Genomic DNA, 25,504 nt, shown 5'->3' on the forward strand with positions numbered 1-25,504 from the left:
AGCCACTCCAATGGAAAACAACAGCCTTGAGCATGAGCATCTCCATGCCCATTCCCATCCAAACAAGAAAAATGTCTTAAATCGCTTGGCCAGAGTAATCGGCCATCTGGAAGGTATAAAAAGAATGGTTGACGATGAAGTAGACTGCAGTGAAATACTGATACAACTGTCGGCTGTCCGCTCCGCACTTAACAATACCGGTAAAGTCATCTTGAGTGACCATATCAATCACTGTTTGGTCCATGCTTATGAGGAAAACAATACCGAAGTCATCGACAGACTGAATGATGCTATTGACAAATTTCTAAAATAAATGCGGAATAGATTATGATCAGATAAGACCAGATAAGAAAAGGATGCAGCATATGATCGCTGCATCCTTTTTTACTTTTGAACCTAAGGCTATTTTTCTGTTGCTCTAAGCCTAGCGACAGCTCTTTTCAAGGCAACCTCCGCTCGGATCATGTCCGTCTCGGCCTGTTTTTCACCGAGGCGTTTTTCAGCGCGCTCTTTGGCCGCCTCTGCTCTCGCGACGTCAATGGATTCCGCAAGCTCGGCGGTGTCGGCCAGAATCGTTGCCTTGTTCTGGGCAACTTCCAAAAATCCGCCGCTAATTGACATTTTCTCCACTTTGCCGTTTTGCGTATAGCGAACGACCCCGATTACCAGGTTGGCAATGAGTGGAGAGTGGTTGGCTAAGATGCCGAGTTCCCCCTCCGCTCCAGGTGCCAGGACAAATTCAACTTCCGTATTCAGAACTTCGCCGGCAGGTGCCACGACAACAAAGTTAAACGTTCCAGCCATGGTTATACAGCTCCCAACTGTTTCGCTTTTTCAACCGCCTCTTCGATCGTTCCGACATACCGGAACGCTTCTTCAGGCAGACTATCGTGCTTACCTTCGCAGATTTCTTTAAAGCTCCGAATCGTATCTTTGACCGGTACGTATTTGCCTTTCATGCCGGTGAAGGCCTCGGCTACACTGAACGGCTGGGAAAGGAAAATCTGAATACGGCGGGCTCGGTTAACAAGAAGTTTGTCATCTTCGCTGAGCTCGTCCATACCAAGGATCGCAATAATATCCTGAAGCTCTTTATAACGCTGCAGGATCTTCTGCACTTCGCGGGCAACTTCGTAATGCTCCTGGCCGACGATGTCCGGGGTCATGATCTGGGAACTGGAATCCAGCGGGTCCACCGCCGGGTAAATACCCATTTCGGAAATCGAACGGGAAAGAACCGTTTTGGCATCCAAATGTGCAAAGGCCGTAGCCGGTGCAGGGTCCGTCAAGTCATCCGCCGGCACATAAATAGCCTGAACGGAGGTAATGGAACCTTTCTTCGTTGAAGTGATACGTTCCTGCAGATTGCCCATTTCCGTAGCCAGGGTCGGCTGATAGCCTACCGCCGACGGCATACGTCCCAAGAGTGCGGACACTTCAGATCCGGCTTGGGTGAAGCGGAAAATGTTATCGATGAAGAGGAGCACGTCCTGTCCCTGTTCATCGCGGAAAAATTCAGCCTGGGTAAGACCGGTCAGTCCTACTCTTAAGCGGGCACCGGGGGGTTCGTTCATCTGACCGAACACCATAGTCATCTTGTTAATAACGCCGGATTCCTTCATTTCATTCCAGAGGTCATTCCCTTCACGGGTACGTTCACCAACGCCGGCAAATACGGAAATACCGCCGTGCTGGGTTGCGATATTATTAATGAGCTCCTGGATCAGAACGGTCTTGCCTACGCCGGCACCGCCGAACAGACCAACCTTACCACCTTTGGCATACGGTGCTAAGAGATCGACGACTTTGATCCCTGTTTCCAGCATGGTGTCTGTGGTTTCCTGATCGACAAACGGTGGTGCTTTGCGATGGATCGGGAATTTTAGTTCCGTATTCACATTGGGCAGATTGTCGATTGGTTCTCCCAAGACATTGAACATTCTCCCCAATGTTTCAGTACCGACACTGACAGTGATCGGTGCACCGGTATTCACGGCTTCTACACCCCTGGTCAGACCGTCGGTGGACGACATCGCAATACAACGTACGGTGTCGTTGCCTAGATGCTGGGCAACTTCCAAGGTCAGTTTGGAGTTCTTTACTTCGTTTTGAATGACAATCGCACTATAAATTTCCGGCAGGGCATCGGGATCAAATTCGATGTCAACAACCGGACCCATGACTTGAATTACTTTACCTATTTTTGACACAAGCTTGCAACCTCCTTTGATAAGGTACGAAAAGCAGCTACTCCAGAGCCGCAGCTCCCCCTACAATTTCAGAAATTTCCTTGGTAATCGCTGCCTGACGGGCTCTGTTCATCATTAAAGTCAACTTGCCAATCATTTCTTTGGCATTTTCCGTTGCTGAATCCATCGCCGTCATTTTTGCCCCCATTTCACTAGCCTTGCTTTCCAGGAGGGCGCTGAAAATCTGACTTTCAACATAGCTGGGGAGTAACCGATCCAACATTTGCTGGGGCTCAGGCTCGAAGATGTAGCTGCCGCTGGCCTTTTCTGCGGATGGCTCAATCGGCAGTAATTTGATAACGGTTGGTTCCTGACTCAGAACCGAAATGAATTTGGAATAAACGAGGTAGACCTCATCTAATTCTCCACGGGTATATAGCCCAATGACATCTTTAGCAATGCCTTTGGCGTGGCCATAATTGGGGCTATCCCCCAATCCGGTAAATTGTGTAATGATTTCAGCATTACGTCTGGTAAAAAAATCAATGCCTTTCCGGCCTACTGCTACCAAACCGGCTTGAACGTCCGTCTTTTCATCAAGCAGACTCCTGGTCATACGATTCAAGTTGGTATTAAAGCCTCCGCACAGACCGCGGTCTGATGTTACGAGGATATATCCCACTTTCTTCACCGGACGTTTTTCCAGAAGCGGATGTCTTGCCTCCGCCTGGTTCTGAACGAGACGGGCCAGAACACTCTGAAGCTGTTTGGCATATGGGCGGGAAGCGATGACTTTTTCCTGAGACTTCCGTAATTTCGCGGCAGCTACCATCTTCATGGCTTTAGTGATCTGCTGCATATTGGCTACACTACGGATCCGTCTGCGAATATCGCGTACTCCTGCCACTTCATTCACCTACTCTTTCTAGACTAAAAAGCCTTGTTTGAACTCATTGATCGCGTCGCCGATTTCTTTCATGAGCTCGTTGGAAAGAGCTTTCTCCGTACGGATTTTCTCAGGAATGTGAGTCGTACGCATGAAGCGGAGAAGTTCCTGTTCGAATTCTTTCATTCTTTCCATTGGGACATCATCGATATAACCTTTCGTCGCCGCAAAAATAATGATAACCTGCTCTTCGACCGGCATCGGCTGATATTGTCCCTGTTTCAGGATTTCCATCGTTTTTTGGCCGCGGTTAAGACGCGCCTGGGTCGCTTTATCCAGATCGGATCCGAACTGGGCAAAAGCAGCTAATTCACGGTAAGCTGCCAGGTCCAGACGAAGCTGACCGGCTACCTGCTTCATGGCTTTGATCTGAGCGGATCCGCCAACACGCGATACCGAGATACCGACGTTGATGGCCGGACGGAAACCGGAAAAGAACAAGTCCGCTTCCAGGAAGATCTGGCCGTCGGTAATTGAAATAACGTTGGTCGGGATATAGGCGGAAACGTCACCGGCCTGGGTCTCAATAATCGGCAGCGCGGTGAGTGACCCGCTTCCCTTTTCCGGGGACAGCTTTGCCGCACGTTCCAGCAAACGGGAATGCAGATAGAAAACGTCTCCGGGATAAGCTTCACGTCCGGGAGGACGTTTCAACAAGAGCGATAGTTCACGATAAGCAACAGCCTGTTTGGAGAGGTCATCATAAACAACCAGGACATGCTGGCCGTTATCGCGGAAGTATTCTCCTATCGCGCAGCCGGAATATGGCGCAATATAAAGCATTGGTGCCGGGTCGGAGGCTGTAGCCATAACAACGATCGAGTATTCCATCGCGCCCTGCTCTTCCAGCTTCTTCACAACACTTGCGACGGTCGACTGTTTCTGACCGATTGCAACATAAATACAGATACAATTCTGACCTTTTTGATTGATGATGGTGTCCACGGCCAGCGCGGTTTTACCTGTCTGGCGGTCACCAATGATCAGCTCACGTTGTCCGCGGCCGATCGGCACCATGGAGTCGATGGATTTCAGACCGGTTTGCAGCGGCTCATGCACGGATTTTCTGTCAACAACACCGGGAGCAACCGATTCGATCGGACGGTATCCGGCTGGAACGATCTCCCCTTTGCCATCGACAGGTTGTCCAAGAACGTTGACAACACGGCCAATTAAGCTTTCTCCTACCGGTACTTCCACAATCCTGCCGGTACGCTTGACCTGGTCGCCTTCTTTAATCGCAGCATAAGGTCCTAGGATAACGCAGCCGATGTTGTCCTCTTCCAGGTTCATGGCCATCCCATATATACCGCCGGGGAACTCCAGAAGCTCACCGGACATCGCCTTCTCCAAGCCATAAACACGCGCAATACCATCACCTACCTGGATAACGGTACCAACATCAACGACTTCGAGGGCTGATTCATAACGCTCGATTTGCTGTTTAATAATAGAACTAATTTCTTCGGGACGTAAATTCATTCTTTTAGTTCACCCCTACTTCCTGCTGAGGTTTTAACGATGTTTTTTTCAATTCATCACGTATTTTAGACAATGCGGTTGTAATTGAGCCATCCATCACACGATCTCCCACTTGAAGTTTGGCTCCACCGATCAATGTCGGATTTACTTCGGAAAGTAAACGAACATTCTTGCCAGTCGATCTGGCAATCATTTCTTTGAGTTTTTCCTCTTGCGCCGGAGTCAGTGCTGTGGCACTGGTAACTTTTGCTTCGATTAAGTTGCGTGCTTCATTGGCCAGACGTGCAAATTCACGCTGAACCAGGCTGAGGAGATTCTGTCTCCTGCGATCAATCAACAGATAAACAAAATGACTGGTCATGTCAGAAACAGTGTCATCAAGTATCTTCGCCAGGACCTTCTTTTTGGTTTCTGCTTCAATATTGGGATGGTTCAGCAAAACTTTCAGCTCATTATTTTGGGCTACGGTTTCCGCCAAATCATGCAGTTCTTTATCGATTTGATCGAGGACAGACATCTCAACCGCTAATTCAAAAAGAGCGTGCGCATAGCGATGTGCGAGAGCGCCGTTTAACATGGCCGATCCCCTACCTCTTGAATAAATTGTTCAATGAGAGCTTCCTGACCCGTGACATCCAGTTTGTGCCGAATAATTTTTTCAGCAACAGCTATGGACATATCGGCTACCTGGGCTTTAACATCGGCAATTGCCCTGTCGCGTTCCCGTCCAATGTCGGCCAGGGCCGACTGTTTGATTTTTTCGGTTTCCTTACGGGCTTCCAGGATAATTTCTTCCGCACGCAGTTCGCTGCTCTTGGTAGCCTTCTCAATAATTTCCTGAGCTTGCTGACGGGCTTGACGCATTTCTTGTTGGTATTCCAGCCGGATTCTTTCAGCTTCTTTTCTTTCCTGTTCAGCTTGGGCCAGGTTATTTTCAATACCCTGACGGCGTTTTTCCATCATATTCATGATGGGTGTCCAAGCAAACTTTTTCAGGATCAGAACTAAAAGCAAAAATGAAAGGAGCTGAATAAAATATGTGTAGTCAAAATGTAACGGGCTATTTGTCGTAGGCCCAGCAGCAGCCGCTGAGGCAATCGAATTGGTAAAACCTATTACGAAGGGATTCAAGCGATATTCCCCCTCCTCTCTATTTTGAGCAGTAGATTAATACAGTAACGTCATTCAATTGTTGCATTTTACCGAAGTACACCTCAGGACTTCGTAAAGAACATTAACAGAGCCATGATGATGGACAAGAGGGGAAGAATCTCAACCAGCGCAATACCAATAAACATGGTGCTCATTAAAGTTCCTCTGGCTTCAGGTTGACGTGCAATCCCATCAATTGTGCTGGCAACAACGTTTCCATTACCCATAGCAGCTCCAATGGCCGCACCCGCGGCAGCAATACCAGTACCTATCAACGCAGCAGCAGTGATATCCATATTAAATTTCCTCCTTAAATAAATAAATTTCATTTTGTATTTATTGATTTCAGATTGCTTCTTTTTAGCTCTGAAATAATACCGTTGTTAGTGAGACTCTTCGATAGCTTGGCCGACATAGGCCACCGTTAATATTGTAAAAACATAGGATTGGATTACTGCGATAAATACGCAGAACACAAGCCAAAATGGCATCGGAATAACTCCAGCGAAGGCAAATATACCCGGGATCATGAGAATGACTGCAATCAGGATTTCTCCGGCATAAATATTGCCGAATAGCCGGAAAGCTAAGGTCAAAGGCTTGGCGACAAAATCAATAATATGAAGGATCGCAAAAGGCGGATAGGGTTCAAGAAAGTGTTTGAAATAGTGCGCACCTTTATATTTGAGTCCATAGACCAATACTAAAACAATCGTTATTGTCGATAAGGCAAAGGTCGTATTAACATCTGCTGTCGGCGACGAAAACGTTGTTGTTCGCGCACTGAAAATTGCTCCGCCAAACATCTCATTGATTCTAGCAAAGTGTACGTGATCGAGTAAGGGTGCAAATATATTGGGAATCAAGCCAATCATGTTCGCAAAAAATACAAACAAAATAAGGGAAAGAAGATACCCGAGCAATGACGATCCTTTTTTATAGTCCATATTATCAGAGATAAGGCCCCTGACAAAATCAATGATCCATTCCAAAAGATTTTGAAGTTTTCCGGGCGTTCCACTTGTCAGATTGCGCTTACAAAGAAAGACAAAACCCAAAAGAAGTATCATTGTGACCCAAGTCATAATCAGTGTCTTCGCATGCACAGTGCCATTTCCCAATACCCATAGTACGGTATCATGCATTTAATTTTCACCACCTTTCGTTTTTGTTAGTTGATGTCTTGCTACAATTATAGGGATAACAATACCAGTCATCATTCCTATAGCCACATAATTAAGCCAATCCGGTTGGAACTTTGCGACAACAGCAAATACCAACGTAATGATTACCAACCTGAATACTAAGCTTTTGTAGTATGTTTTTAGGGCTGCTTTCTTATCTTTGTCCATTGCTTTTCGAGCGTCCCTAAGTAGCCACTTAACATTAATTATGCCCGTATAATAGCCGATCAATAAACCGACAAGGGGATAAAAATCTGCTCGCCATATCACGATTAAAACAGTGATGCAGAGAATAACCGTCAATATCTGAATAAATCTGCTATTTTCCATCTGTTTTACCTAACTTTAAATAAATTAATATTAGAGATAGTATACTGAACAAAATGCCTGAAATCATCAAAGCTGCCTTAAATAAAGGGTCAGTACCAAAACGAGTATCCAAATAATTTCCTAAAAAATATCCTCCTACTTCCAAGCCAACAAGAGCAGAAGCACTTGATGATCCCCAAAGCATATACTTGACAACGTCACTCGTAAATTTGTCAGCCATCTGGCTCCCTCAAATCTCATGGTTTTTCGTTGACAACATAATATATAATGCAAGATTTATACCAACTGCACTTGCCGTCAAAAGCCGCGTAGAATCAGGATTGATCGTTCATTCACATAATCATCAGTTTTCATTTTGCAACTTTTTGAGGTTATTTTTGTTTTATTTAAGAAATTCTTGTGATCAGATGCTGAAAATCTTATGATCAAAAAATTTTTCAACAATAATTTGGGTGATTCTTGCGCTTGATCTGCCGTCTCCGTATGGATTTGTCGCTTGAGACATTTTTCCATAAGTATCCTGGTCGGTTAATAGCTGCTGAATGCTTTCAACAACCTTATTGTATTGTGTCCCAACCAGTAATACGGTTCCTGAATCGACAGCTTCAGGCCGTTCAGTCGTATCCCTGACCACCAGAACGGGCTTGCCCAGTGAAGGGGCCTCTTCTTGGATCCCCCCGGAGTCTGACAGGATCAAATAGGCCTTTGCCATTAGATTTACAAAGGGTTCGTAATCCAAAGGTTCAATTAAATGGACCTTTTCATTGCCTCCTAAGACCTCCGTGACTACTTTCCTGACCGTAGGGTTCTTATGCATCGGGAATATAACATAGGTATCCGGAAATTCCCGCAGGACTGTTTCCAGCGCCTGATAGATCTGCCGCATGGGTTCTCCCCAATTCTCCCGGCGGTGCGTTGTCATTAGGATCATTCGTTTATCTTTATTTACTTCTAAAATCCTGTTTAAGTCTATATCCGCAAACCGATATTCCGGCTTAACGGTACTTAATAAGGCATCGATTACTGTGTTGCCTGTAACAAATATATTCTCCGGGTCGACCCCTTCGCGCAGCAGATTACTTCTCGATACTTCGGTAGGTGCAAAATGCAAGTCTGCTAAACCACTGGTAAGTTTCCGATTGATTTCCTCCGGCCAGGGAGAATATTTCTGGCCAGTTCGCAAACCAGCCTCGATATGGCCGATCGGGATCTTATGATAAAAAGCTGTTAGGGCTGATGCAAAAGTAGTTGTAGTATCCCCTTGTACCAAGATCAAATTCGGTTTTTCCTTGAGCAATATCTCATCCATTCCTGTCAGCACTCCAGTGGTAAGGGTGGCCAGGGTCTGTCCATGCTTCATTAAATCAAGATCATAATCAGGTACAATATCAAAGAGTTTAACAACTTGATCCAGCATCTCACGATGCTGGGCAGTAACAACAACCAGGCTGTCAACGTCGTCCTGCTTTTCTAATGCTTTTACGACAGGTGCCATCTTAATAGCCTCAGGTCTGGTTCCAAATACAGTCATGACCTTATATTTTCTTTGTTCCAAATCCATAATATTTCCCTCATTAATGACCGGTTGCCTGCAGGCATCGACCGTAAAGACTATGACTATGTAACCTTATATATTATACACGCCATAAGCATTTTCCGCAAATATATACATATATATACATATATATGTATTTAACTGATGGTTTCGATGCGCCTCCTGTTCATGTTATAAAATGTGATTTTGGATAATCAGTTTCTTATTTCTATTGGTGTATGGATCTGATGAATGTTCGGCCATAACCACAAATATACTCATCATTTTCAACAAATCATATATGATTCTACTGCAAAAACCCCTTAGAAGTCCTTGTTTTTCAGAAGGAAATTTATCTCTCGATATCGAATTATCAAGTATAAGCTAAGAATTAGTTGGATGAAAGAGATAAATTGATTTTATGGGGTGTTGCAGATGTTTCGTAAAAATAATGAACATTTACAAGAAAACTTATTTAGCAGTCTCGATAGTATGGACTTAAGACTCGCTCAGAAACTTCAGAAATCCTGGGCGGCACTTTTCTATCAGCACGTTTTTTGCCAAATTGATGAAAGCGTATTTGCACCTTTATACTCTAGCGATAACGGGCGTCCCAACTTTCCGGTAAACATCCTCATGAGTCTTGATTTAATCAAAGAGATCCGAGATTATACCGATGAAGTACTACTTGATGAATATGCCTATAACTTTCAAATTTCTTATGCTTTAGGCCTTCGTACTTTAGGCGAACGCTATTTTGCACCACGAACGCTGTATGAGTTTAGAGCCAGACTATATAATTATTCGCTGGAGTATCCGGAAGAAGCAGACCTCATCTTTGTTCAATTTCAGAAGCTTACAGATCATTTCATTAAAGCTGCAAAACTTAATACGGATGAAGTACGCATGGATTCAACGCAGATTATGTCCAATATTAAACTAGCAGGGCGTCTCTCGCTGGCCTATGATGTTTTAGTCAATGGAGTAAAAGCACTTCCTGAAAACATCCTGAATGACTCCTTAAAAATCTTTCTTAAACCAGATTACAAGACGCAATTTCTTTATAAACTTAAAGGAAAAGACACTCAATCCCGCATTCAGAGTTTAATCGAATCCTGTTCGGAAGTCCTTCAATTGGCTCAAGGGCAACCTGACCTTAAAGCAAATCCTGCCACCCAGCTTGTAGAACGTTTCCTAAAAGAACAAGCGACATTTAGTGAAGAACAAAATCGCTGGATCGCCAAAGATAATAAAGAAATATCTGCAAAATCTCTACAATCCGCTTATGATCCAGATGCAACTTATCACAACAAAAACGGCAAAAAACATGTGGGCTATGTTCTAAACCTAGCCGAAACCTGTGCTGATGAAAATCCAGTTCAAATCGTAACCCATTATGACCTTGCCCCCAATACAACCAGTGACATTGAATTGCTTAAAAGAGATCTTCCCAACCTTGCGGAAAAAGGAGTTAAAGATTTATATACGGATGGTGCTTATTATAGTCCGGAAGTTACAAGGGAGGCCCAAAGCCAAGGAATTGAAGTACATTACACGGATATGACAGGTCGTAAACAATCCAGCGAAAAACTTCCGTATACTGCTTTTGAGATTAAAGATAAACAAAAGATCCTGCTTTGCCCGGCAGAGCAAGAACCAATTCGGGCAGATTTCGATGAAAAGAGTAGAACCTTAAGTGCTCATTTCAACCGTCAAACATGTGACAAATGTCCCCTTAGAGAAAATTGCCGGGTCAAATTTCAGAAAAATGATACCGTAGTGCGGGTAAGCCAGAAGAGCTTAGATTCCGAAGAAAATCGCCTAAAAATTGAAGATCAAGGAAATCGCCAGGAAGCCACAAGTAAACGAGCTGCTATTGAAGGAACAAATTCAGCGTTAAAGCGGGCTCAAGATGCGGACAAATTAAGTGTAAGAGGTATCCCAAAATGTAATCTGGTTATGGGAACAAAGCTTATTGCCCATAATTTTCGTCAGCTAACCCGATTTTTCCAAGGGGATATCCGAAGGAAAGTGAAAAACTTGCTTAAGCCTAACCAAGGTATACCTGTCACTGTTTAACAAAAGAAAGGGCTAAAAAGAGTGAACAAACACATGCTAAGGATCTAAAAAACAAACCAGTTATACTGCTGGATGAAGTTTTAGAAGAAATACATTACTTTATTTACCATTTATTGAAGTGTTGAGAAGAAGTTAACTGTTTTCAGCAGTGGAATCATATATACATTTTACCAAGCATATGTTCCCTTTTCAAAATTACTTGGAAATAATATCCTTGGCATCTGTTATATTTCCTCTATGATCCGCCGGCTTATAAAAAGCCAAGCCCTCACCATCCGAAGCTTATCCGCATATGCTGTAATTAGACTCATAATGAAAGGGCGGGCGGTATGGATAATCCGGCCAGCGAACGTACGCCGCTTGTCATTGCGGCTGAAATAAATATGATAACCTGCCAAACCAAAAAAATTCTGCTCACCAGTGCCATTGAAATCGGCCGTCGTTTGCTGGAAGCCAAGGATCTGGTCAAACACGGGGAATGGGGTAAGTGGCTGGCAGAGTCTGTGAGCTATTCCCAGAAAACTGCCGAAAGACTGATCAAACTCTACCAAGAGTACGGGCCAAACTTCTCTGACGGATTGGACACGTCAAAATCGACATCAAGGGTCTGTTGACAAACCTGGCTTAAAATGAAATATATATACTTAGTAAACGGGCCTTAATCGGATATTTCTCTTTAAAACAACATCTAGAATATAAAGAAGATATGGGACAGCCGGCAAGAGCGGTGCTGTCCCATATTTCACTAGTCTTTTAAGATTTAATGCCATTGCTGAAAGGAAGCATTGTTCTTGAACCTTCCAGACGCCTCGTTTTCGGGTAAACCTTAAGTTGTGACATCGTTTTTGCAAAGCAAAGTTCCCTTCACTGATCACTTGACGTTTTCGCATTACATGTCGGTAGATAGCAGTACCAATTAAAGCGTGATTGCGTTCCTGATCCTCTTGATAGAAATCCCGTCGGACCTCCTTATAACTAGCCTTTCCGGTAATGCAACGGTTTTTCAAAGGACAGCTTTTACAATCTTGTGATCTTGACACATAGTTTTTACCAACTCGATAACGCACTTTTCTTACGCCTATGTAATGTAATGTGCAACCATTTGGACAGATATAGCAGTCATTCTTACCGTCATATCTGAAATCATCAATTGAAAACAGGCCTCTTTCTTTGCGCCAACTGGCATTATGACCGGTATTCAGATGGATATATCCTCTAATTCCAAGCTTGTGGAGACCATGATGTACTGCGACTGTATCATAGCCGCTGTCCAATCCGGCGAAGCGGAACGGTATTTTTAGTTTCTGTTTCTGGTATGCTATACGTTTAACACAATAGGGAGCATCTGTCACATCTCCCGGCGTAACATGCACGTCTGTTATGATACCGTATTGGATATCTGCGCTTTGATGGCAAAGGTAGTGGAATCCTGCCGGCTTGGGATGTCTGTGCATCCATCCAGCTTCAGGATCGGAGACGGCCTTTTTTTTTATGGTCACAGTCATGTCGGCATCTTCGCTTTTTTGCCGGATGTCCTGGCCATATTCGTCATTTAGTTTTTGCCAGTACTCATTCGGCCCTTCCATGAGAAGCACTTCCTCTGCATTGCCATTAGCAGCGTTAGCTTTGATATGCGTGGAATCCATAACCACGCATTCACCGCCAATAAGTCCAGCTTCAGCACATTTTTTAACCACTGTGTTAAATATCTCCTGAAACACTTCTGTATCCTTAAACCTGCGCTTGCGGTTTTGGGAAAAGACGGAGTGATCCGGGACTTTGTCTTCCAGATCAAGGCCAAGAAACCAGCGATAGGCGATGTTGACCGTAATCTCTTCCTCGAGCTTTCGCTCCGAATCTATCCCGTACAAATAGCCGATAAGTAGCATTTTTACTAAAATGACCGGGTCGACTGATGGTCGTCCTATGTCACTGTACACCGGCCTCATGATTTCATATATGAAGCTGAAATCTATTGCCGCATCCAGCTTCCGAAGGAAGTGTCCTTTAGGTACAAGGTCTTCCATTAATACGCACAGCATCCGATTTTGTCTGCTTTTTTGCTCTGTCATCATCGTCATCACCCTATTTCATTATACCATTCCAGAGGGTGATATCGTTTGATTTTACAAGACCTTGGGGAAAGTTTTAAATTTCGTCGTTTAGAATTTGAGTACACTAGTATAGTAAATTTCAAAATTGTCAAATATTAAAATTGAGTTATTCTACACCGTTTGTCAACAGACCCTCAATGTCGAATATGACTTACACCCAGGCCCTCCTCCTTCTGGGTTTACCGGCAGAGGAGCGGGAGGAATTCATCGAGCAGAATGATGTCGGCGGTATGACCACCAAGAAGCTGCAGCAGGCGCTTCAGGACAGAGACCAGGCCAATCAGGAAAAGGAACAGGCTCTTCAGGAGAATCAAGCACTTAAAAAAGGGCTGGAGACGATCGACAGCACAATCTCCGAATTAAAAAAGGAGGAGGCTAAGACCCCGTCAAGGCCGACGAATCCGGAAAATATCAAAGCAGAAGCTCTCTCTGCTAGTATAGCTTCTTCTGCAGGTCAAACTGCCCCTTTTACCCACAACCTTAAAACCGAACGTGACCCAGACGCCTACATCAAGTATGTAGAGAAATGCGATACTTGCAGCAAAACGATCGCCGATACCTTCTTCGATCTGACGACAGCGCTCACCAATCTGGCCCATATCGATCCCAACCTGAAAGAAGAAAAAAGAAAAGAAGCCAACCGGCTGATTGAATACATGGCGGAGACGATTAAAGAGTGGCCGCCCCCCAGGAAACCGCTTAGAGTTAATTCCTGATTTTTTTTTGGAACCTTTGGACAAGCCAAGCATAGTATGTACAAGACAGCCGTAAGCTGTCCAATCAAAGGGAAAGGAGATGATTGGAATGGCCGTTGTGTCAGCACCATCCGGCGCGGCTCTGGTATTGGTTTATCAGACCGGAGTCGACCCCGCCGGCGCTCCGATAACCAAACAGCGAACCCTTAACAATATTGTTTACAATGCTTCGAATCAAGCTGTCTATGAGGCGGCTTATGCCATCTTCAGCCTGTCGGAATATACCCTGCTTGACGTTTACTTCAGAAGAACGGATGAATTGACAAATGAGGAGTAAACCAGAGGGTAATTTCAGGCATGAAGGGGGTGATTCAATTGGCTGTGACCACCAACCGAACAGCAAGATTAACTTTTGTAACTGCCGGAGGGAACACGTTTTCCCTAACGGTTCCCCAACCGAGGCAGGATATTCAGCTCACTGAAGCCATGAGCGTTATGAACGCGCTTATAGCAGGCGGGATATTCCTCACGACAAACGGTGCCCTTACAGGGGTAAAGGATATAAAGGTCATCGAAACAACGAGCAATGACCTTTACGATCCTCCGCAAGTGTAAGCGGGCAGCACCGGCATTAGAGATTAAGAGCGGGGGCGGGCCGACGGCAATTAGGATTTGCCGGCGACCTCGCCCCCGCTCATCTTTTGCCTGATCACTGTTCATATTATTATATGAACCCTTAGCTAAGTTTGAACTATAAAAATTTCAAGAAATAGTGCATAACCCGTCTTAGATATCATCATATCCTCAACCTCAGAACATCCAAAATGGATCCTTACAGGAATACAATTGAAACATGGCTAACTGAATATGAGCAAAACCGTTATGTCAGGAACTACCATGGTTTTTGACCACAGCAGCATAGGGCTGTTTGGCAGGTCTACCTATCTAGTCCCCACCGGAGGGCCTTCCTCCATCACCATTTTGCCTTTCGTGGTACACCAGATCCGGACGTGAACCTCTCAGCTCATCCGGCTCCCATTATCCTGCTTCTGGCAGTACCCCTAATCCAGTGTGCAAACATTCTTCTTTTCCCTTGAGGTTGGCCAAATCCTCAATATCCTTGTCACTTTATGCTATTGTTTTATAGTCTTATTATTTACTCATGCAGACTGAGCACGCAGGGCAGCCGACAAACCTATAAAGGATCTGCACCGGTTCAATAAATTGCTGGGATCGTATTTTAAAATGAAACGTCCATTTACTTCAAAATTTAGGGTATGAAGTCATCCTATCTCCGCTTAAACAGACAGTCTGATTTTCCCTGTTTCCCGAAAAGATTAAGCCCACCCTTTCGGGCAGGCTTATTGGTTATACTCTTTTTGAAGTTTAAAGGATTAAAGTCTTCAGGGCAGCACCCTCATCGATGGACATATTACTCGCTCGTCTCAAATCGGATGTTTTTCTTTTTACCGTTTTCATCAAGATAAGCAACCCGTTTGATCATCGCATTTTTAATCATTCTCCGGCACAGCAGACAGGGTTCCCCCGATGCTTGTTCTCCATCAAATTCATAGCCGGATATGTAGATTGTGGCTCCTTGCATTTTTACGGGATCACCGGCAATAATCGCATTTTGTTCAGCGTGAACCGCCATACAAAGCTCATATCTTTCCCCTTTGGGAACATTATACCGTTCCCTGACACATTCCCCGATGTCAATGCAATTGGGTTCCCCTCTGGCAGCGCCGTTGTAACCTGTGCTAACAATAATATTGTCTTTGACAATCACTGCGCCATAATTGCGCCTTAAGCAGGTCGACCGCCTGGCCACCAGCTGGGCAAGATCAAGGAAATATTCGTCCCACGCTGGCCTGGTTTGATTTTTCATCACACTACTCCCCGCATTCCGCTTTCCTTCGCCAAAAAGTTCACTGAATTTTTGTCTGCTAAGATAATTCTCTATTTTTAGTATACTCGTGCCAGACGCTGCTGTCATTATATCTGCTAGGATCTTTTTCTGTTCATTTTTCTGCTTCTTCTCTGTTGTTTATTCTTTTGATCCGAACAATCTGTCCCCGGCATCTCCGAGTCCCGGAACGATATAGGTGGATTCATTTAAGCATTGATCGATGGCCGCAACGTAGGTTAGGTTAGTTTAGTTTAAGTTACTTATACAAAGGAAATCTTCCGCAAATATCTTTGACAATCGCTTCGGCCCGGGCAATTCTTGAAGCATCACTGCCGGCAGTCAGCGTCAGGTCAATCGCCTCAGTGATCAGATCCATCTCGGCTTCCTTCAACCCTCTGGCCGTGACCGCAGGCGAACCGATCCGTATACCGCTCGTTACATTGGCCCCCTGAGGATCAAACGGGATCGTATTTTTATTCACGGTAATGCCGACACTGTCCAGCCGTGTTTCAGCTTCTTTGCCGGTCAGCCCCTTGCGTCTGACATCCAGCAGCAGCAAATGGTTGTCCGTACCGCCTGAAACTAAACGGAATCCTCTTGCTAGAAATCCTTTGGCTAATGCCTGGGCATTTTGCAAAATCTGCTGCTGGTATTCAACAAATCCCGGCTGAAGAGCTTCACCGAAAGCAACGGCCTTGGCTGCAATCACATGCATCAGCGGGCCGCCCTGAATTCCGGGGAATATCGCTTTATCAATCTTCGGCCCGAATTCCTCTTTACAGAGAATAAGCCCGCCTCTTGGCCCCCTTAAGGTTTTATGGGTTGTGCTGGTTACAAAATGCGCATAGGAAACGGGGCTCGGATGAAGACCGACCGCCACCAGACCTGCAATATGCGCCATATCAATCATCACATAAGCGCCAGCTTCATCGGCGATTTCTCTGATCCGTTTAAAATCGATCTGACGAGGGTAAGCACTCGCTCCGCCGACAATCATCTTTGGTTTATGAGCAAGCGCCAGTCTATGCAGATTGTCGTAGTCGATCCGTTCTGTTTCCTTATCAACGCCATATTCAATAAAATTGAAATACTTTCCCGAGATGTTGACCTGACTCCCGTGCGTAAGATGCCCCCCATGCGACAAGTTCATGCCCAGAACCGTATCCCCAGGATTCAGCATGGCAAAATAAACTGCTGTATTGGCCTGTGCTCCTGAATGGGGCTGAACATTAGCGTGTTCCGCATTAAACAGTTTTTTAACTCTTTCCCTGGCCAGATTTTCAACAATATCAACATACTCGCATCCGCCGTAATAACGTTTTCCCGGATATCCCTCAGCGTATTTGTTTGTCAGGACCGAACCCTGAGCAGCCATAACTGCCCTGCTGACAAAGTTTTCCGAAGCAATGAGTTCAATTTTATTTTCCTGTCTATTTTCTTCCAGCTCTATGGCTTTTGCTGCCTCAGGGTCCTGGGACGCTAAATATTTCTGAATATAATCCATCTGAATATCCACCTCTATCATAAAAATAATTAGAATATTGTTTCCTTTTCTGGCATCTTATCAACCTTAAAATCATTCTGTTTAGCATATGCTTCCGTATAAGCTTCTGTCCTGGCCGCCTCAGTCGCAGGGATAAGCAGCTCTCGGGCCGCCGACATATTTCGGCCGCGCTTTGGCAAGGTTAAGGTGAGCCGCGCCGAGATTTCGGACGTCAATCCTTAGTGGAACAGCGACCGGGCGGAGATGCATGCCAATCAACGTGTCTCCGATATCGATCCCTGCATCAGCCCTAATCTGTTCGACAGCAACAGGATCGAAAAAATTTCCCCAGGCAGCCAGGGACATTGCCCCGCCTGCTGAAAGCGACGGTATCACCACGACGGGTTCAAAATTCAGCCTGTCAGCCGTACTTCTTTCCACGATGAGCGCCCGGTTTAAATGCTCACAGCATTGAACCGCCAGAAAAATCCCAAGCTTGTCCGCCCATCTCCGAAGTGGTTCGAACAGAACATCAGCCACTTCTTTGCTGCCTGCTTTGCCAATCTTTTCCCCGATAATTTCACTCGTGCTGCAGCCGACAACCAGCAGCTGCCCAGGCTTTAGTCCAGCTGTATCCTCAAATGCCTGAAGAATATGCTCCCACTCATCTTTGATTTGCCGAAGCATTTCCTTCTTATCCGTCATAGTACCCTCACGCCTTTCTTATTTTTTGGGCCAGTATCCTCAGCCTAAAAAATTAAGATCGCTGCTCAAAATCGCTGATCATATCTACTCTTCTGGCATGTTTCCACCCGCTGAAGGATGTCGTCAAAAAAGTCTCGACAATATCCAGCGCAACGCCCTGACCAATTACCCTTGCTCCGAGTGCTAAGATATTGGCATTATTATGCTGCCTCGCCATCTTGGCCATATAACTGTCGGTACAAAGGGCAGCCCGAATTCCCTTGACTTTATTGGCTGCGATGGAAATCCCTATTCCGGTGCCGCAGACCACGATTCCAGAATCCGCTTTACTTTCAATCACTGCTTTCCCGACATTGAAGCCATACCCCGGATAATCAACGGAACTGTCGCTGTCTGTACCGCAATCTAGAATCTCGTGGCCTTTTTCCGCAAGAAATTCTTTGATGCACTCCTTAAGCTGATATCCTGCATGATCTGCACCCAATGCAATTTTCATTTCTGCCTCCTGAACTCCGTAGTTTTTATCATCATTTTTTATCTAGCATTTACAGGCGCTAACTGTTCCCTCGATACCGCCGTACTCCGGCTTTGATCATTTCTTCAATTTCTTCCGCACAGAACCTGTATGTTTTCAGAGATCCCAGCCATGGGTCGGAAATTTCTTTATCCAAACCGGACCATTCTCCGAGTTGCATGATTTTATCCTGATATTCCGGATAAATACCGGACAGTACTTTTTTCTGAGCTTTGGTCATTGTCAGGATCAGATCAGCAGCAGCGAGCGTATCTTTTTGCAGCCTGACCGCCCGATGCCGCTGGGAATCAATTCCCTTTTCCTGGAGAATTTCCCCTGCATACGGGCTGATGGGATCGCCATCCAAAGCCTGAATCCCGGCCGAGAAAAGCTCATACCCTTCCGGAAAATATAAGCGGGCAAGACCTTCTGCCATCGGACTGCGGCATGTATTTCCTGTACAAACAAACAAGATTTTCATAGATATCATTATACCCTCTTTTCCGGACTAGTAAATTAAAATTCGATTGACTTAGAAAACAAGACCGAAGGCCATTCTCAGGCCAATCAAAAACAAGATGCCGCCACCGACGGCTTCCGCTTTGCTGCCGGCCCAGGTGCCGATTCTTCGACCAAGAAGAATACCGCCTCCTGTCATGATACCTGCTGTAAAACCCATGATCAGGGTTGCCGGCAGGATCATGCTGACAAACGTACCCAGAGAAAATCCGACACTCAGTGCGTCAAGGCTGACGCTTCCTGCCAGAACGAAAATTCCGAATCCTTTTAAACTCGGGATGTTTTTTTCTCCCGATCCCCGAATGGCACCCAGAATCATTTTACTGCCAAGCCAGAGCAAAATGACAGCTCCGATCCCAACTGCAACATTGCCAAACAGCAGTCCAAGTTTCTGTCCAATCCACAAACCCAAAAGCGGCATGAAAACATGAAACACTGCCACGACAGTACTCAACCGCAGCGCTGTTTTATTGTCGATCCCAATCATTCCCAAAGCAAGCGAGAAGGAAAAGGCATCCATCCCTAGTGCTATTGATACCGCTATGATCCATATTAATTCCAAGTGTTTTCCTCCTTAGTATCGGTCAGATTGAGATACCTGCTCCCTGGACCAAAATTTTTTTTGCCAGCTGCTTTCTTCAAACGGTTCATAAAAGCAAGCCCTATTCCTTCTTCTGCAATCTCCTCCGCCAGAATGGTGTCGATGTTTTGCTCGTCACACAGTCTCAGTCCTTCAAACAGACGGCTGGCAGCTGAATCAAGATTATTCCTGGAACCAAGTGCAAATATCATATCGGCCTTGCCGGTCGTATCTCCGGTCAGTCTGGCGACCGTTTCGTCCAAACACAGTACTGCAGTCCTTGCCGCGTTGTTTTTGTTCCTCAGATATTTCGTCATCTTTTCAGCTTTTTCAGAGGTGCTACCACTGAATAAAATGATTTTACCTTCCGGTGCGTAATGTCTATATTTCATACCAGGCGATCTGGGCTCTACGGTCGGCTGTCCGTGATCAGCACTGCGGTCCAGTTCGACCTTCCCCAGCACTGCCTGAAGCTGTTCAAGCGTAATTCCTCCCGGGCGCAAAATTGTTGGTAGTTCCCCGGTCAAATCGAGCACCGTCGATTCAAGACCCACTGTACAAGATCCGGCATCAATCAGCAACGGAATCTTCCCTTTCAGATCCCGCCAAACATGCTCCGCATTGGTCGGACTGGGCTTCCCCGATATATTCGCACTCGGCGCGGCCAACGGACAACCCGCTGCTTCAATCAGGGCCAGGGCAACAGGGTGACTCGGCATTCTGACCGCCACCGTGTCCAGTCCTCCGCTGACGATTTCCGGAATATGTGCTCTCTTGGGCAGTACCAGCGTTAAAGGTCCTGGCCAGAAATTCCGCGCGCAGACTTCAGCCTGCGGCGGCCAAACACGGACAAGCTGCTGTGCTTCGTCCAAGGAAGCAACATGAACAATCAGCGGATTATCCGAAGGTCGTCCTTTTACCGCATATATTTTGGCACAGGCTTCGCTGTCCAGCGCATTGGCGCCAAGCCCATAAACGGTCTCGGTAGGAAATGCCACGACTTCGCCCTGTCGGAGCAAAGCTGCTGCTTCCTGCAATTCTTTATCCTGTATGATGCTGTCCGGCCTCAGCCGAATTCTTTTTGTCTCCATGACAGCTCCTTCGTGGCCCTATCCAAACGGCGGTTTCAACCGGTTATTAACGAAATACTATTCCTTGCGGGCCAGCACTATTCTATCCAGACCAGCGTAATCAGAAAATAATTCGGTTTGATATCCGGCGGCCTTAAATAATTCCCGAACCTGGGTTCCCTGGGAATACCCGATTTCCACCAAAATTATTCCCCCATGGCTCAAGAATTCTGTTGCATTCATAGCAATCCTCCGGTAAAAATCCAGACCATCTTTTCCAGCCAGCAGGGCTAAGACAGGCTCTTTCCTGACTTCGGGCGAACACTCCAGAATTTCCTGTTCTGAGATGTACGGAGGATTGGAAACAATCAGGCTGAATTTTTCTCCCTGTACCGGTGCAAAAAGATCTCCCAGACGAAAGTCAATATTCACGTTCATCTTGGCCGCATTGATTTTAGCGACAGTCAACGCTTCAGAAGACATATCAACAGCGACAACGGACGCCTGATTCCAATAATAGGCCACAGCAACGGCAATTGCCCCGCTGCCTGTGCAAAGATCAAGAACCTTTGTAGAAACTTCCTCATTTTCTCGTTCTCTACCTATATTCTTGCCCAATTTCAGGACTTTCTCAACTAGAAGTTCCGTTTCTGGCCTCGGGATCAGAACGCTTGGGTCCACAAAGAAATCAAGACCCATAAATTCACGGGTCTTAAGCAGATAAGCAAGTGGTTCCCTCTGACCACGTCGTTTCAGGAAATCATTATAGATCTCTTTTTCCGGGGAAGCGATTACCCTGTCACGCTCGGCATATAGTTTGTCTCTCGTCGTTTTAAGCACAAAGGCCAGAATAAGATCCGCCTCTACCCGGGCGTCAGCTACCCCGCACTGCGCTAAATACTGTGTGCCTTGCCGAAGCAGCTCCATTGGCCGATGAGCATCAGGTCTGTCTGTCATACCCGGTAAACTCCTGCTTTCATCTTTGTCCATTAGACCGAAGCTTTGAGCCTTTCGGCATGATCGGCCGAAATCAATGCCGTAATGATTTCTTCGATGTCACCCATCAAAATGCTGTCCAGTTTATGCAGTGTAAGGCCGATACGATGATCGGAAACTCTGCCCTGCGGATAGTTGTAGGTTCGAATGCGCTCACTGCGGTCACCTGTCCCTACCTGGCTTTTACGTTCCTGGGCAATCTCGCCGGCTGCCTCTTCTTGAGCTTTTTCCAACAGCCTGGCTCTGAGTACTTTTAAGGCTTTATCCTTATTCTTGTGCTGGGATTTTTCATCCTGGCAAGAGACCACGATCCCCGTCGGCAAGTGGGTAATGCGGACTGCCGACTGTGTCGTATTTACAGACTGACCACCAGGGCCGCTGGAACAAAAAATATCGATCCTGATATCGTTCGGGTTAATCGCAACATCGACTTCCTCGGCTTCAGGTAGTACGGCAACCGTCACGGTAGACGTATGAATCCTGCCGCCGGATTCGGTCGCGGGAATCCGCTGAACACGGTGAACACCGCTTTCATATTTCAGTCTGCTATAAGCACCCTGTCCTTCGATCATAAAAATAATCTCTTTAAAGCCGCCAATATCCGTGAAACTGGCACTTAAGGGTTCGGTCTTCCAGTTCTGACTTTCGGCATATTTTGTATACATCTTGTATAAATCACCTGCAAACAAAGCCGCTTCATCTCCGCCAGCACCGGCTCTAATCTCCATAATGACGTTTTTCTCATCATTCGGATCCTTCGGCAGGAGCAGGATTTTCAAATCCTCTTCCAGCTTTTTTTTGCTCTTTGTTAATTCATCCTGTTCGGCCTCGGCCATTTCTCTCATTTCAGGATCGCGTTCCTCGTCAAGCATGCCTTTCAGATCTTCAATCTGCCGGTTTATTTCTTTATATTCTCGAAATACTGCGACTATATCTGTAAGCGCCGACTGGCTTCTGGCATATTTCTGAAAATCAGCCTGATTGGCGATGATCTCCGGCTTGGCCAGGAGTTCTGTCAGGTCGTCATATTTTTTTTCTATCTCTTCGAGCCTGTTTAGCATGTTTTAACCTCTCCCAAATGAATTTTATCTATGAAAGTTCCTGTCCGGTCGCGAGTACCCCGTTAAGCGCAGCAATCGCAACCTCAAGTTGGGAGTCGTCCGGTTCCCTGGTCGTAAGCTTCTGCAGCAGAAGGCCGGGAACTATGATCCACTTTAAAAACATCGATTTGGAAAATCTCCCTGACAGCTTCAAAAGCTCGTACGAAATTCCAGCTACTAGCGGCATCAGGATGATTCGGGAAACGATACGCCACCACAGAGGATCCACGCCCAAAAAGGCAAAAACAAAGATACTGACGACAACAACAATAAGCAAGAAGCTCGTCCCGCACCGGGGATGCAGTCTGGAGTATTTTCGGATGTTTTCCGGATTCAGTTCCACGCCAGCTTCATGCGCAAATATTGCTTTATGTTCTGCCCCATGGTATTGAAATACCCTCTGAATATCCTTTAATCTGGATATCAGAAGGATATATAGAAATAACACAATAAGACGAATGAGGCCTTCGACAATATTTTGCAGTACGGTACCCGGAAAAATATCTGTCAATAAATGAGCGGAAGCTGTCGGTATTCCGACAAATAACAGGAGTCCGGCAGCAAAGGCAATAACGATCGTTAACACCATCGCCCAAAAGCCAAGCTCCTCTCCTTCTTCTTCGCCGACAGCGCGGTCGGCGGAAAACATCAAAGCTTTGGTTCCAATTACCAAAGATTCAAGCAGTGCAACAAAACCCCGAATGATCGGCAATTTAAGAACTGGCTTCTGAGACCAGGGATGAATATCTTGGGTCGTTACTTCAATCTCTCCGTTGGGTAGACGAACAGCCATCGCAATCGCCCGTGGCCCGCGCATCATTACGCCTTCAATCAGCGCTTGCCCTCCATATTGAACAGGTTTTTCCATAAATTTAAACCTCCAGGCCTAATAACCGAAAAGCAGAGCTTACGCTCTGCTCCTTGTTTTTTACAGGCAACGGCTTCAGACCGTTGTTATTGCAAACCGTATTTCTTTTTGAAACGATCGACTCGTCCACCAGCGTCAACAAATCGCTGAACTCCAGTGTAAAAAGGATGACACTTGGAACAAATTTCGACCTTGATATCCTTCTTCGTACTACCTGTCTCTATAATATTGCCGCAAGCGCAGCTAATGGTAGTTTGTTCATATTTCGGATGAATTTTCTCTTTCATGACCCGTCACCTTCCTTCCCAATCAGATCCGTCTCAATCAAATACAGTCAACTCTAAATATTCTAGCACATTCTTTGCCTTTCGGTCAAGAAAAAAACAATTCAGAAGGCTTCTTTTCGCAGCGTTTTAGCAGGCACCTTTAATTGCATATTTGGGCTTTTTGGCAAAACAATGTTTGGCTTCAATAAAACGGACCGTACCGGTCTTGCCCCTCATCACCACAGTGTGCGTCGTGGCACCCTCACTGCTGTATATCACGCCTTTAAGCAGCGGTCCTTCGGTAATTCCGGTTGCCGCAAAAAAGATGTCATCCGTATTGACCAGATCATCGAGTGTCAGCAGTTTATTGATATCCATAATACCCAGTTTCCGGGCTCTTTCAACATCTTCTTCATTCTCCGGCCAAAGTCTCCCCTGCATTTCCCCGCCCATACAGCGCAGGGCAGCAGCGGCAAGCACTCCCTCAGGAGCTCCGCCGACCCCCATCATCACATCAACTCCGCTGCCTTCCAGCCCGCAGGCGACAGCCGGAGCGACATCACCGTCGGTAATCAGGCGTATTCTGGAGCCGCATTCTCTTACCTGACGGATGATCTCACTGTGGCGGGGCCTGTCGAGAATAACCACCGTAAGTTCCTGAATTTTCTTATTGAGTCCCTTGGCTATGTTCTCGAGATTTTCGGCAACCGGAGCATCCAGATGGATACGTCCTGCAGCCTTGGGACCAACAGCAATTTTATCCATATACATATCCGGGGCATGCAGAAGTCCATATCTTTTGGTCACAGCTAAAACCGCTATGGCTCCCGGCATTCCTTTGGCAACAAGATTTGTTCCCTCGAGGGGATCGACGGCAACATCAACCTCGGGCTTTTCGCCCGTGCCAAGTTTCTCCCCAATGTAAAGCATCGGGGCTTCGTCCATTTCTCCTTCGCCGATCACGACCGTCCCATCCATGTGTACGGTATCAAACAAAGATCTCATAGCTTCCACTGCCGCATCATCGGCTTCATTCTTCTGTCCCATTCCTACCCAGCGCGCTGAAGCGAGTGCTGCTGCTTCCGTCACCCGGGCAAATTCCATGGTTAATTCTCTTTCCATCTCTTTTTCACCCTTCTTAACTTAACTTCTTCCAGTCATCCAAAAATTTATTAATTCCTGCACTTGTCAAGGGATGCTCGGATAATTTGCTCAAAACGCCAAAAGGTATTGTCGCAAAATCCGCGCCGATCTTAGCCGCTTCAAGGACGTGAACAGGATGACGGATACTGGCGGCAATCACCCCGCAGTCCAGATCATGGACCTCAAAAATTTCGCAGATATCGGCCAGGACATTCATGCCAACCTCCCCGATATCGTCAAGTCTTCCTAAAAAAGGGCTGACATAAGCGGCTCCCGCCCTTGCTGCCATCAGTGCCTGAACAGGGCTGAACACCAATGTAACGTTCGTCTGGATATCTTCTTCCCGCAGCGTCTTGACGGCTTTCAAACCGTCAAGCGTCATTGGAATTTTGACGACAATATTTGGATGAATATCTGCGAGCTGCCGGGCTTCCTGGAGCATACCCTCATAATCGAGCGCTATGACTTCCGCACTGATCGGGCCATCGACGATCCCGGCAATTTTATGGATCAGGGTGTGAAAGTCCTCTTTTTCTCTGGCTACCAAAGAAGGATTCGTCGTAACACCGGCGATGACTCCCATGTCCCATGCCCGGGAAATCTCTTCTGTATTGGCTGAATCAAGAAAAAAACGCATAGGTCAAAT

General features: G+C 46.0%; 30 protein-coding genes and 2 pseudogenes. 6 read left to right on the forward strand and 26 right to left on the reverse strand.

The genetic code is table 11. The annotated features are described in order from the left end of the window. The first annotated feature begins 10 nt into the window (after positions 1–10). Positions 11–313 carry a metal-sensing transcriptional repressor gene (locus NC238_08055; protein MCM1565891.1) on the forward strand — a complete coding sequence of 101 codons (303 nt, stop codon included), beginning with the start codon at positions 11–13 and terminating at the stop codon, positions 311–313. Positions 314–402: 89 nt separating this feature from the next. Here NC238_08055 and NC238_08060 read toward each other — a convergent pair whose 3' ends face one another. From NC238_08060 to wecB, 11 genes are all read right to left on the reverse strand, one after another. Next, complete coding sequence (locus NC238_08060) at positions 403–804, reverse strand: F0F1 ATP synthase subunit epsilon (protein ID MCM1565892.1); 402 nt, start codon at positions 802–804, stop codon at positions 403–405. 2 nt (positions 805–806) lie between these two features. After that, the gene (gene atpD, locus NC238_08065; GenBank protein ID MCM1565893.1) at positions 807–2,180 is read right to left on the reverse strand and encodes a F0F1 ATP synthase subunit beta; all 1,374 of its coding nucleotides are present in this window, start codon (positions 2,178–2,180) and stop codon (positions 807–809) included. Positions 2,181–2,247: 67 nt separating this feature from the next. Continuing rightward, a complete protein-coding gene (gene atpG, locus NC238_08070; protein ID MCM1565894.1) occupies positions 2,248–3,096 on the reverse strand; it encodes an ATP synthase F1 subunit gamma in 849 nt (282 codons plus the stop codon). A gap of 18 nt (positions 3,097–3,114) precedes the next feature. Continuing rightward, positions 3,115–4,617 (reverse strand): F0F1 ATP synthase subunit alpha, encoded by a 1,503-nt coding sequence (atpA, locus tag NC238_08075; protein MCM1565895.1) that lies wholly within the window; start codon positions 4,615–4,617, stop codon positions 3,115–3,117. A gap of 4 nt (positions 4,618–4,621) precedes the next feature. Then, positions 4,622–5,194, reverse strand: coding sequence for a F0F1 ATP synthase subunit delta (locus tag NC238_08080; GenBank protein MCM1565896.1), 573 nt, complete (start codon positions 5,192–5,194; stop codon positions 4,622–4,624). Beyond that, positions 5,188–5,748, reverse strand: coding sequence for a F0F1 ATP synthase subunit B (gene atpF / locus NC238_08085; protein ID MCM1565897.1), 561 nt, complete (start codon positions 5,746–5,748; stop codon positions 5,188–5,190). The genes NC238_08080 and atpF overlap by 7 nt, the downstream gene beginning before the upstream one ends. Positions 5,749–5,831: 83 nt before the next feature. Further along, a complete protein-coding gene (gene atpE / locus NC238_08090) occupies positions 5,832–6,065 on the reverse strand; it encodes a F0F1 ATP synthase subunit C (GenBank protein MCM1565898.1) in 234 nt (77 codons plus the stop codon). A gap of 87 nt (positions 6,066–6,152) precedes the next feature. Next, positions 6,153–6,914, reverse strand: a complete 762-nt coding sequence (gene atpB / locus NC238_08095; GenBank protein ID MCM1565899.1) for a F0F1 ATP synthase subunit A — start codon at positions 6,912–6,914, stop codon at positions 6,153–6,155. Next, positions 6,915–7,283: an ATP synthase subunit I gene (locus NC238_08100; GenBank protein MCM1565900.1), complete on the reverse strand. Its 369-nt coding sequence runs from the start codon at positions 7,281–7,283 to the stop codon at positions 6,915–6,917. It lies immediately after the preceding gene. Beyond that, entirely contained in the window at positions 7,273–7,503 is a 231-nt protein-coding gene (locus tag NC238_08105) for an AtpZ/AtpI family protein (protein ID MCM1565901.1), read from the reverse strand. The genes NC238_08100 and NC238_08105 overlap by 11 nt, the downstream gene beginning before the upstream one ends. Positions 7,504–7,686: 183 nt before the next feature. Then, positions 7,687–8,844, reverse strand: a complete 1,158-nt coding sequence (wecB, locus tag NC238_08110) for a UDP-N-acetylglucosamine 2-epimerase (non-hydrolyzing) (protein ID MCM1565902.1) — start codon at positions 8,842–8,844, stop codon at positions 7,687–7,689. Between the two features lie 408 nt (positions 8,845–9,252). On the opposite strand from wecB, the gene NC238_08115 reads away from it, so the two are divergent. Together NC238_08115 and NC238_08120 are read left to right on the forward strand one after the other, a co-directional pair. Further along, a complete protein-coding gene (locus NC238_08115) occupies positions 9,253–10,896 on the forward strand; it encodes a transposase (protein ID MCM1565903.1) in 1,644 nt (547 codons plus the stop codon). Between the two features lie 329 nt (positions 10,897–11,225). Further along, entirely contained in the window at positions 11,226–11,510 is a 285-nt protein-coding gene (locus tag NC238_08120; protein MCM1565904.1) for a DUF3102 domain-containing protein, read from the forward strand. Between the two features lie 30 nt (positions 11,511–11,540). Here the strand turns inward: NC238_08120 and NC238_08125 are convergent, their stop codons facing one another. After that, a complete protein-coding gene (locus NC238_08125; GenBank protein ID MCM1565905.1) occupies positions 11,541–12,971 on the reverse strand; it encodes an IS1182 family transposase in 1,431 nt (476 codons plus the stop codon). A gap of 185 nt (positions 12,972–13,156) precedes the next feature. Here NC238_08125 and NC238_08130 point away from each other — a divergent pair. From NC238_08130 to NC238_08140, 3 genes and pseudogenes are all read left to right on the forward strand, one after another. After that, positions 13,157–13,726 (forward strand): annotated as a pseudogene (locus NC238_08130) (DUF3102 domain-containing protein). Between the two features lie 88 nt (positions 13,727–13,814). Then, the gene (locus tag NC238_08135; GenBank protein ID MCM1565906.1) at positions 13,815–14,042 is read left to right on the forward strand and encodes a DUF1659 domain-containing protein; all 228 of its coding nucleotides are present in this window, start codon (positions 13,815–13,817) and stop codon (positions 14,040–14,042) included. Between the two features lie 38 nt (positions 14,043–14,080). After that, positions 14,081–14,320 carry a DUF2922 domain-containing protein gene (locus NC238_08140; GenBank protein MCM1565907.1) on the forward strand — a complete coding sequence of 80 codons (240 nt, stop codon included), beginning with the start codon at positions 14,081–14,083 and terminating at the stop codon, positions 14,318–14,320. An 817-nt stretch (positions 14,321–15,137) separates the two neighbouring features. Here the strand turns inward: NC238_08140 and NC238_08145 are convergent. The 14 genes and pseudogenes from NC238_08145 to fsa all read right to left on the reverse strand — a co-directional run bounded on the left by NC238_08145 (position 15,138) and on the right by fsa (position 25,495). Further along, positions 15,138–15,593, reverse strand: a complete 456-nt coding sequence (locus NC238_08145) for a dCMP deaminase family protein (GenBank protein ID MCM1565908.1) — start codon at positions 15,591–15,593, stop codon at positions 15,138–15,140. 159 nt (positions 15,594–15,752) lie between these two features. Continuing rightward, positions 15,753–15,848 (reverse strand): annotated as a pseudogene (upp, locus tag NC238_08150) (uracil phosphoribosyltransferase). Positions 15,849–15,870: 22 nt separating this feature from the next. Beyond that, entirely contained in the window at positions 15,871–17,118 is a 1,248-nt protein-coding gene (locus NC238_08155; protein MCM1565909.1) for a serine hydroxymethyltransferase, read from the reverse strand. A gap of 120 nt (positions 17,119–17,238) precedes the next feature. Continuing rightward, complete coding sequence (locus NC238_08160; GenBank protein MCM1565910.1) at positions 17,239–17,802, reverse strand: TIGR01440 family protein; 564 nt, start codon at positions 17,800–17,802, stop codon at positions 17,239–17,241. A 52-nt stretch (positions 17,803–17,854) separates the two neighbouring features. Next, positions 17,855–18,298 (reverse strand): ribose 5-phosphate isomerase B, encoded by a 444-nt coding sequence (rpiB, locus tag NC238_08165; GenBank protein ID MCM1565911.1) that lies wholly within the window; start codon positions 18,296–18,298, stop codon positions 17,855–17,857. Positions 18,299–18,356: 58 nt separating this feature from the next. Beyond that, positions 18,357–18,806: a low molecular weight protein arginine phosphatase gene (locus tag NC238_08170; GenBank protein ID MCM1565912.1), complete on the reverse strand. Its 450-nt coding sequence runs from the start codon at positions 18,804–18,806 to the stop codon at positions 18,357–18,359. Positions 18,807–18,848: 42 nt separating this feature from the next. Then, complete coding sequence (locus NC238_08175) at positions 18,849–19,397, reverse strand: manganese efflux pump MntP family protein (GenBank protein ID MCM1565913.1); 549 nt, start codon at positions 19,395–19,397, stop codon at positions 18,849–18,851. Further along, positions 19,388–20,506, reverse strand: a complete 1,119-nt coding sequence (locus NC238_08180; GenBank protein ID MCM1565914.1) for an L-threonylcarbamoyladenylate synthase — start codon at positions 20,504–20,506, stop codon at positions 19,388–19,390. The genes NC238_08175 and NC238_08180 overlap by 10 nt, the downstream gene beginning before the upstream one ends. 57 nt (positions 20,507–20,563) lie before the next feature. Further along, complete coding sequence (prmC, locus tag NC238_08185) at positions 20,564–21,442, reverse strand: peptide chain release factor N(5)-glutamine methyltransferase (GenBank protein ID MCM1565915.1); 879 nt, start codon at positions 21,440–21,442, stop codon at positions 20,564–20,566. Positions 21,443–21,474: 32 nt separating this feature from the next. Further along, a complete protein-coding gene (prfA, locus tag NC238_08190) occupies positions 21,475–22,542 on the reverse strand; it encodes a peptide chain release factor 1 (GenBank protein MCM1565916.1) in 1,068 nt (355 codons plus the stop codon). A gap of 28 nt (positions 22,543–22,570) precedes the next feature. After that, a complete protein-coding gene (locus NC238_08195; protein MCM1565917.1) occupies positions 22,571–23,449 on the reverse strand; it encodes a DUF1385 domain-containing protein in 879 nt (292 codons plus the stop codon). Positions 23,450–23,535: 86 nt separating this feature from the next. After that, a complete protein-coding gene (gene rpmE / locus NC238_08200) occupies positions 23,536–23,736 on the reverse strand; it encodes a 50S ribosomal protein L31 (protein ID MCM1565918.1) in 201 nt (66 codons plus the stop codon). A 126-nt stretch (positions 23,737–23,862) separates the two neighbouring features. Continuing rightward, entirely contained in the window at positions 23,863–24,837 is a 975-nt protein-coding gene (glpX, locus tag NC238_08205) for a class II fructose-bisphosphatase (protein MCM1565919.1), read from the reverse strand. Between the two features lie 16 nt (positions 24,838–24,853). Continuing rightward, a complete protein-coding gene (gene fsa / locus NC238_08210) occupies positions 24,854–25,495 on the reverse strand; it encodes a fructose-6-phosphate aldolase (GenBank protein MCM1565920.1) in 642 nt (213 codons plus the stop codon). Positions 25,496–25,504: the final 9 nt, after the last annotated feature.

This window comes from Dehalobacter sp. (assembly GCA_023667845.1).
Lineage (GTDB): Bacteria > Bacillota > Desulfitobacteriia > Desulfitobacteriales > Syntrophobotulaceae > Dehalobacter.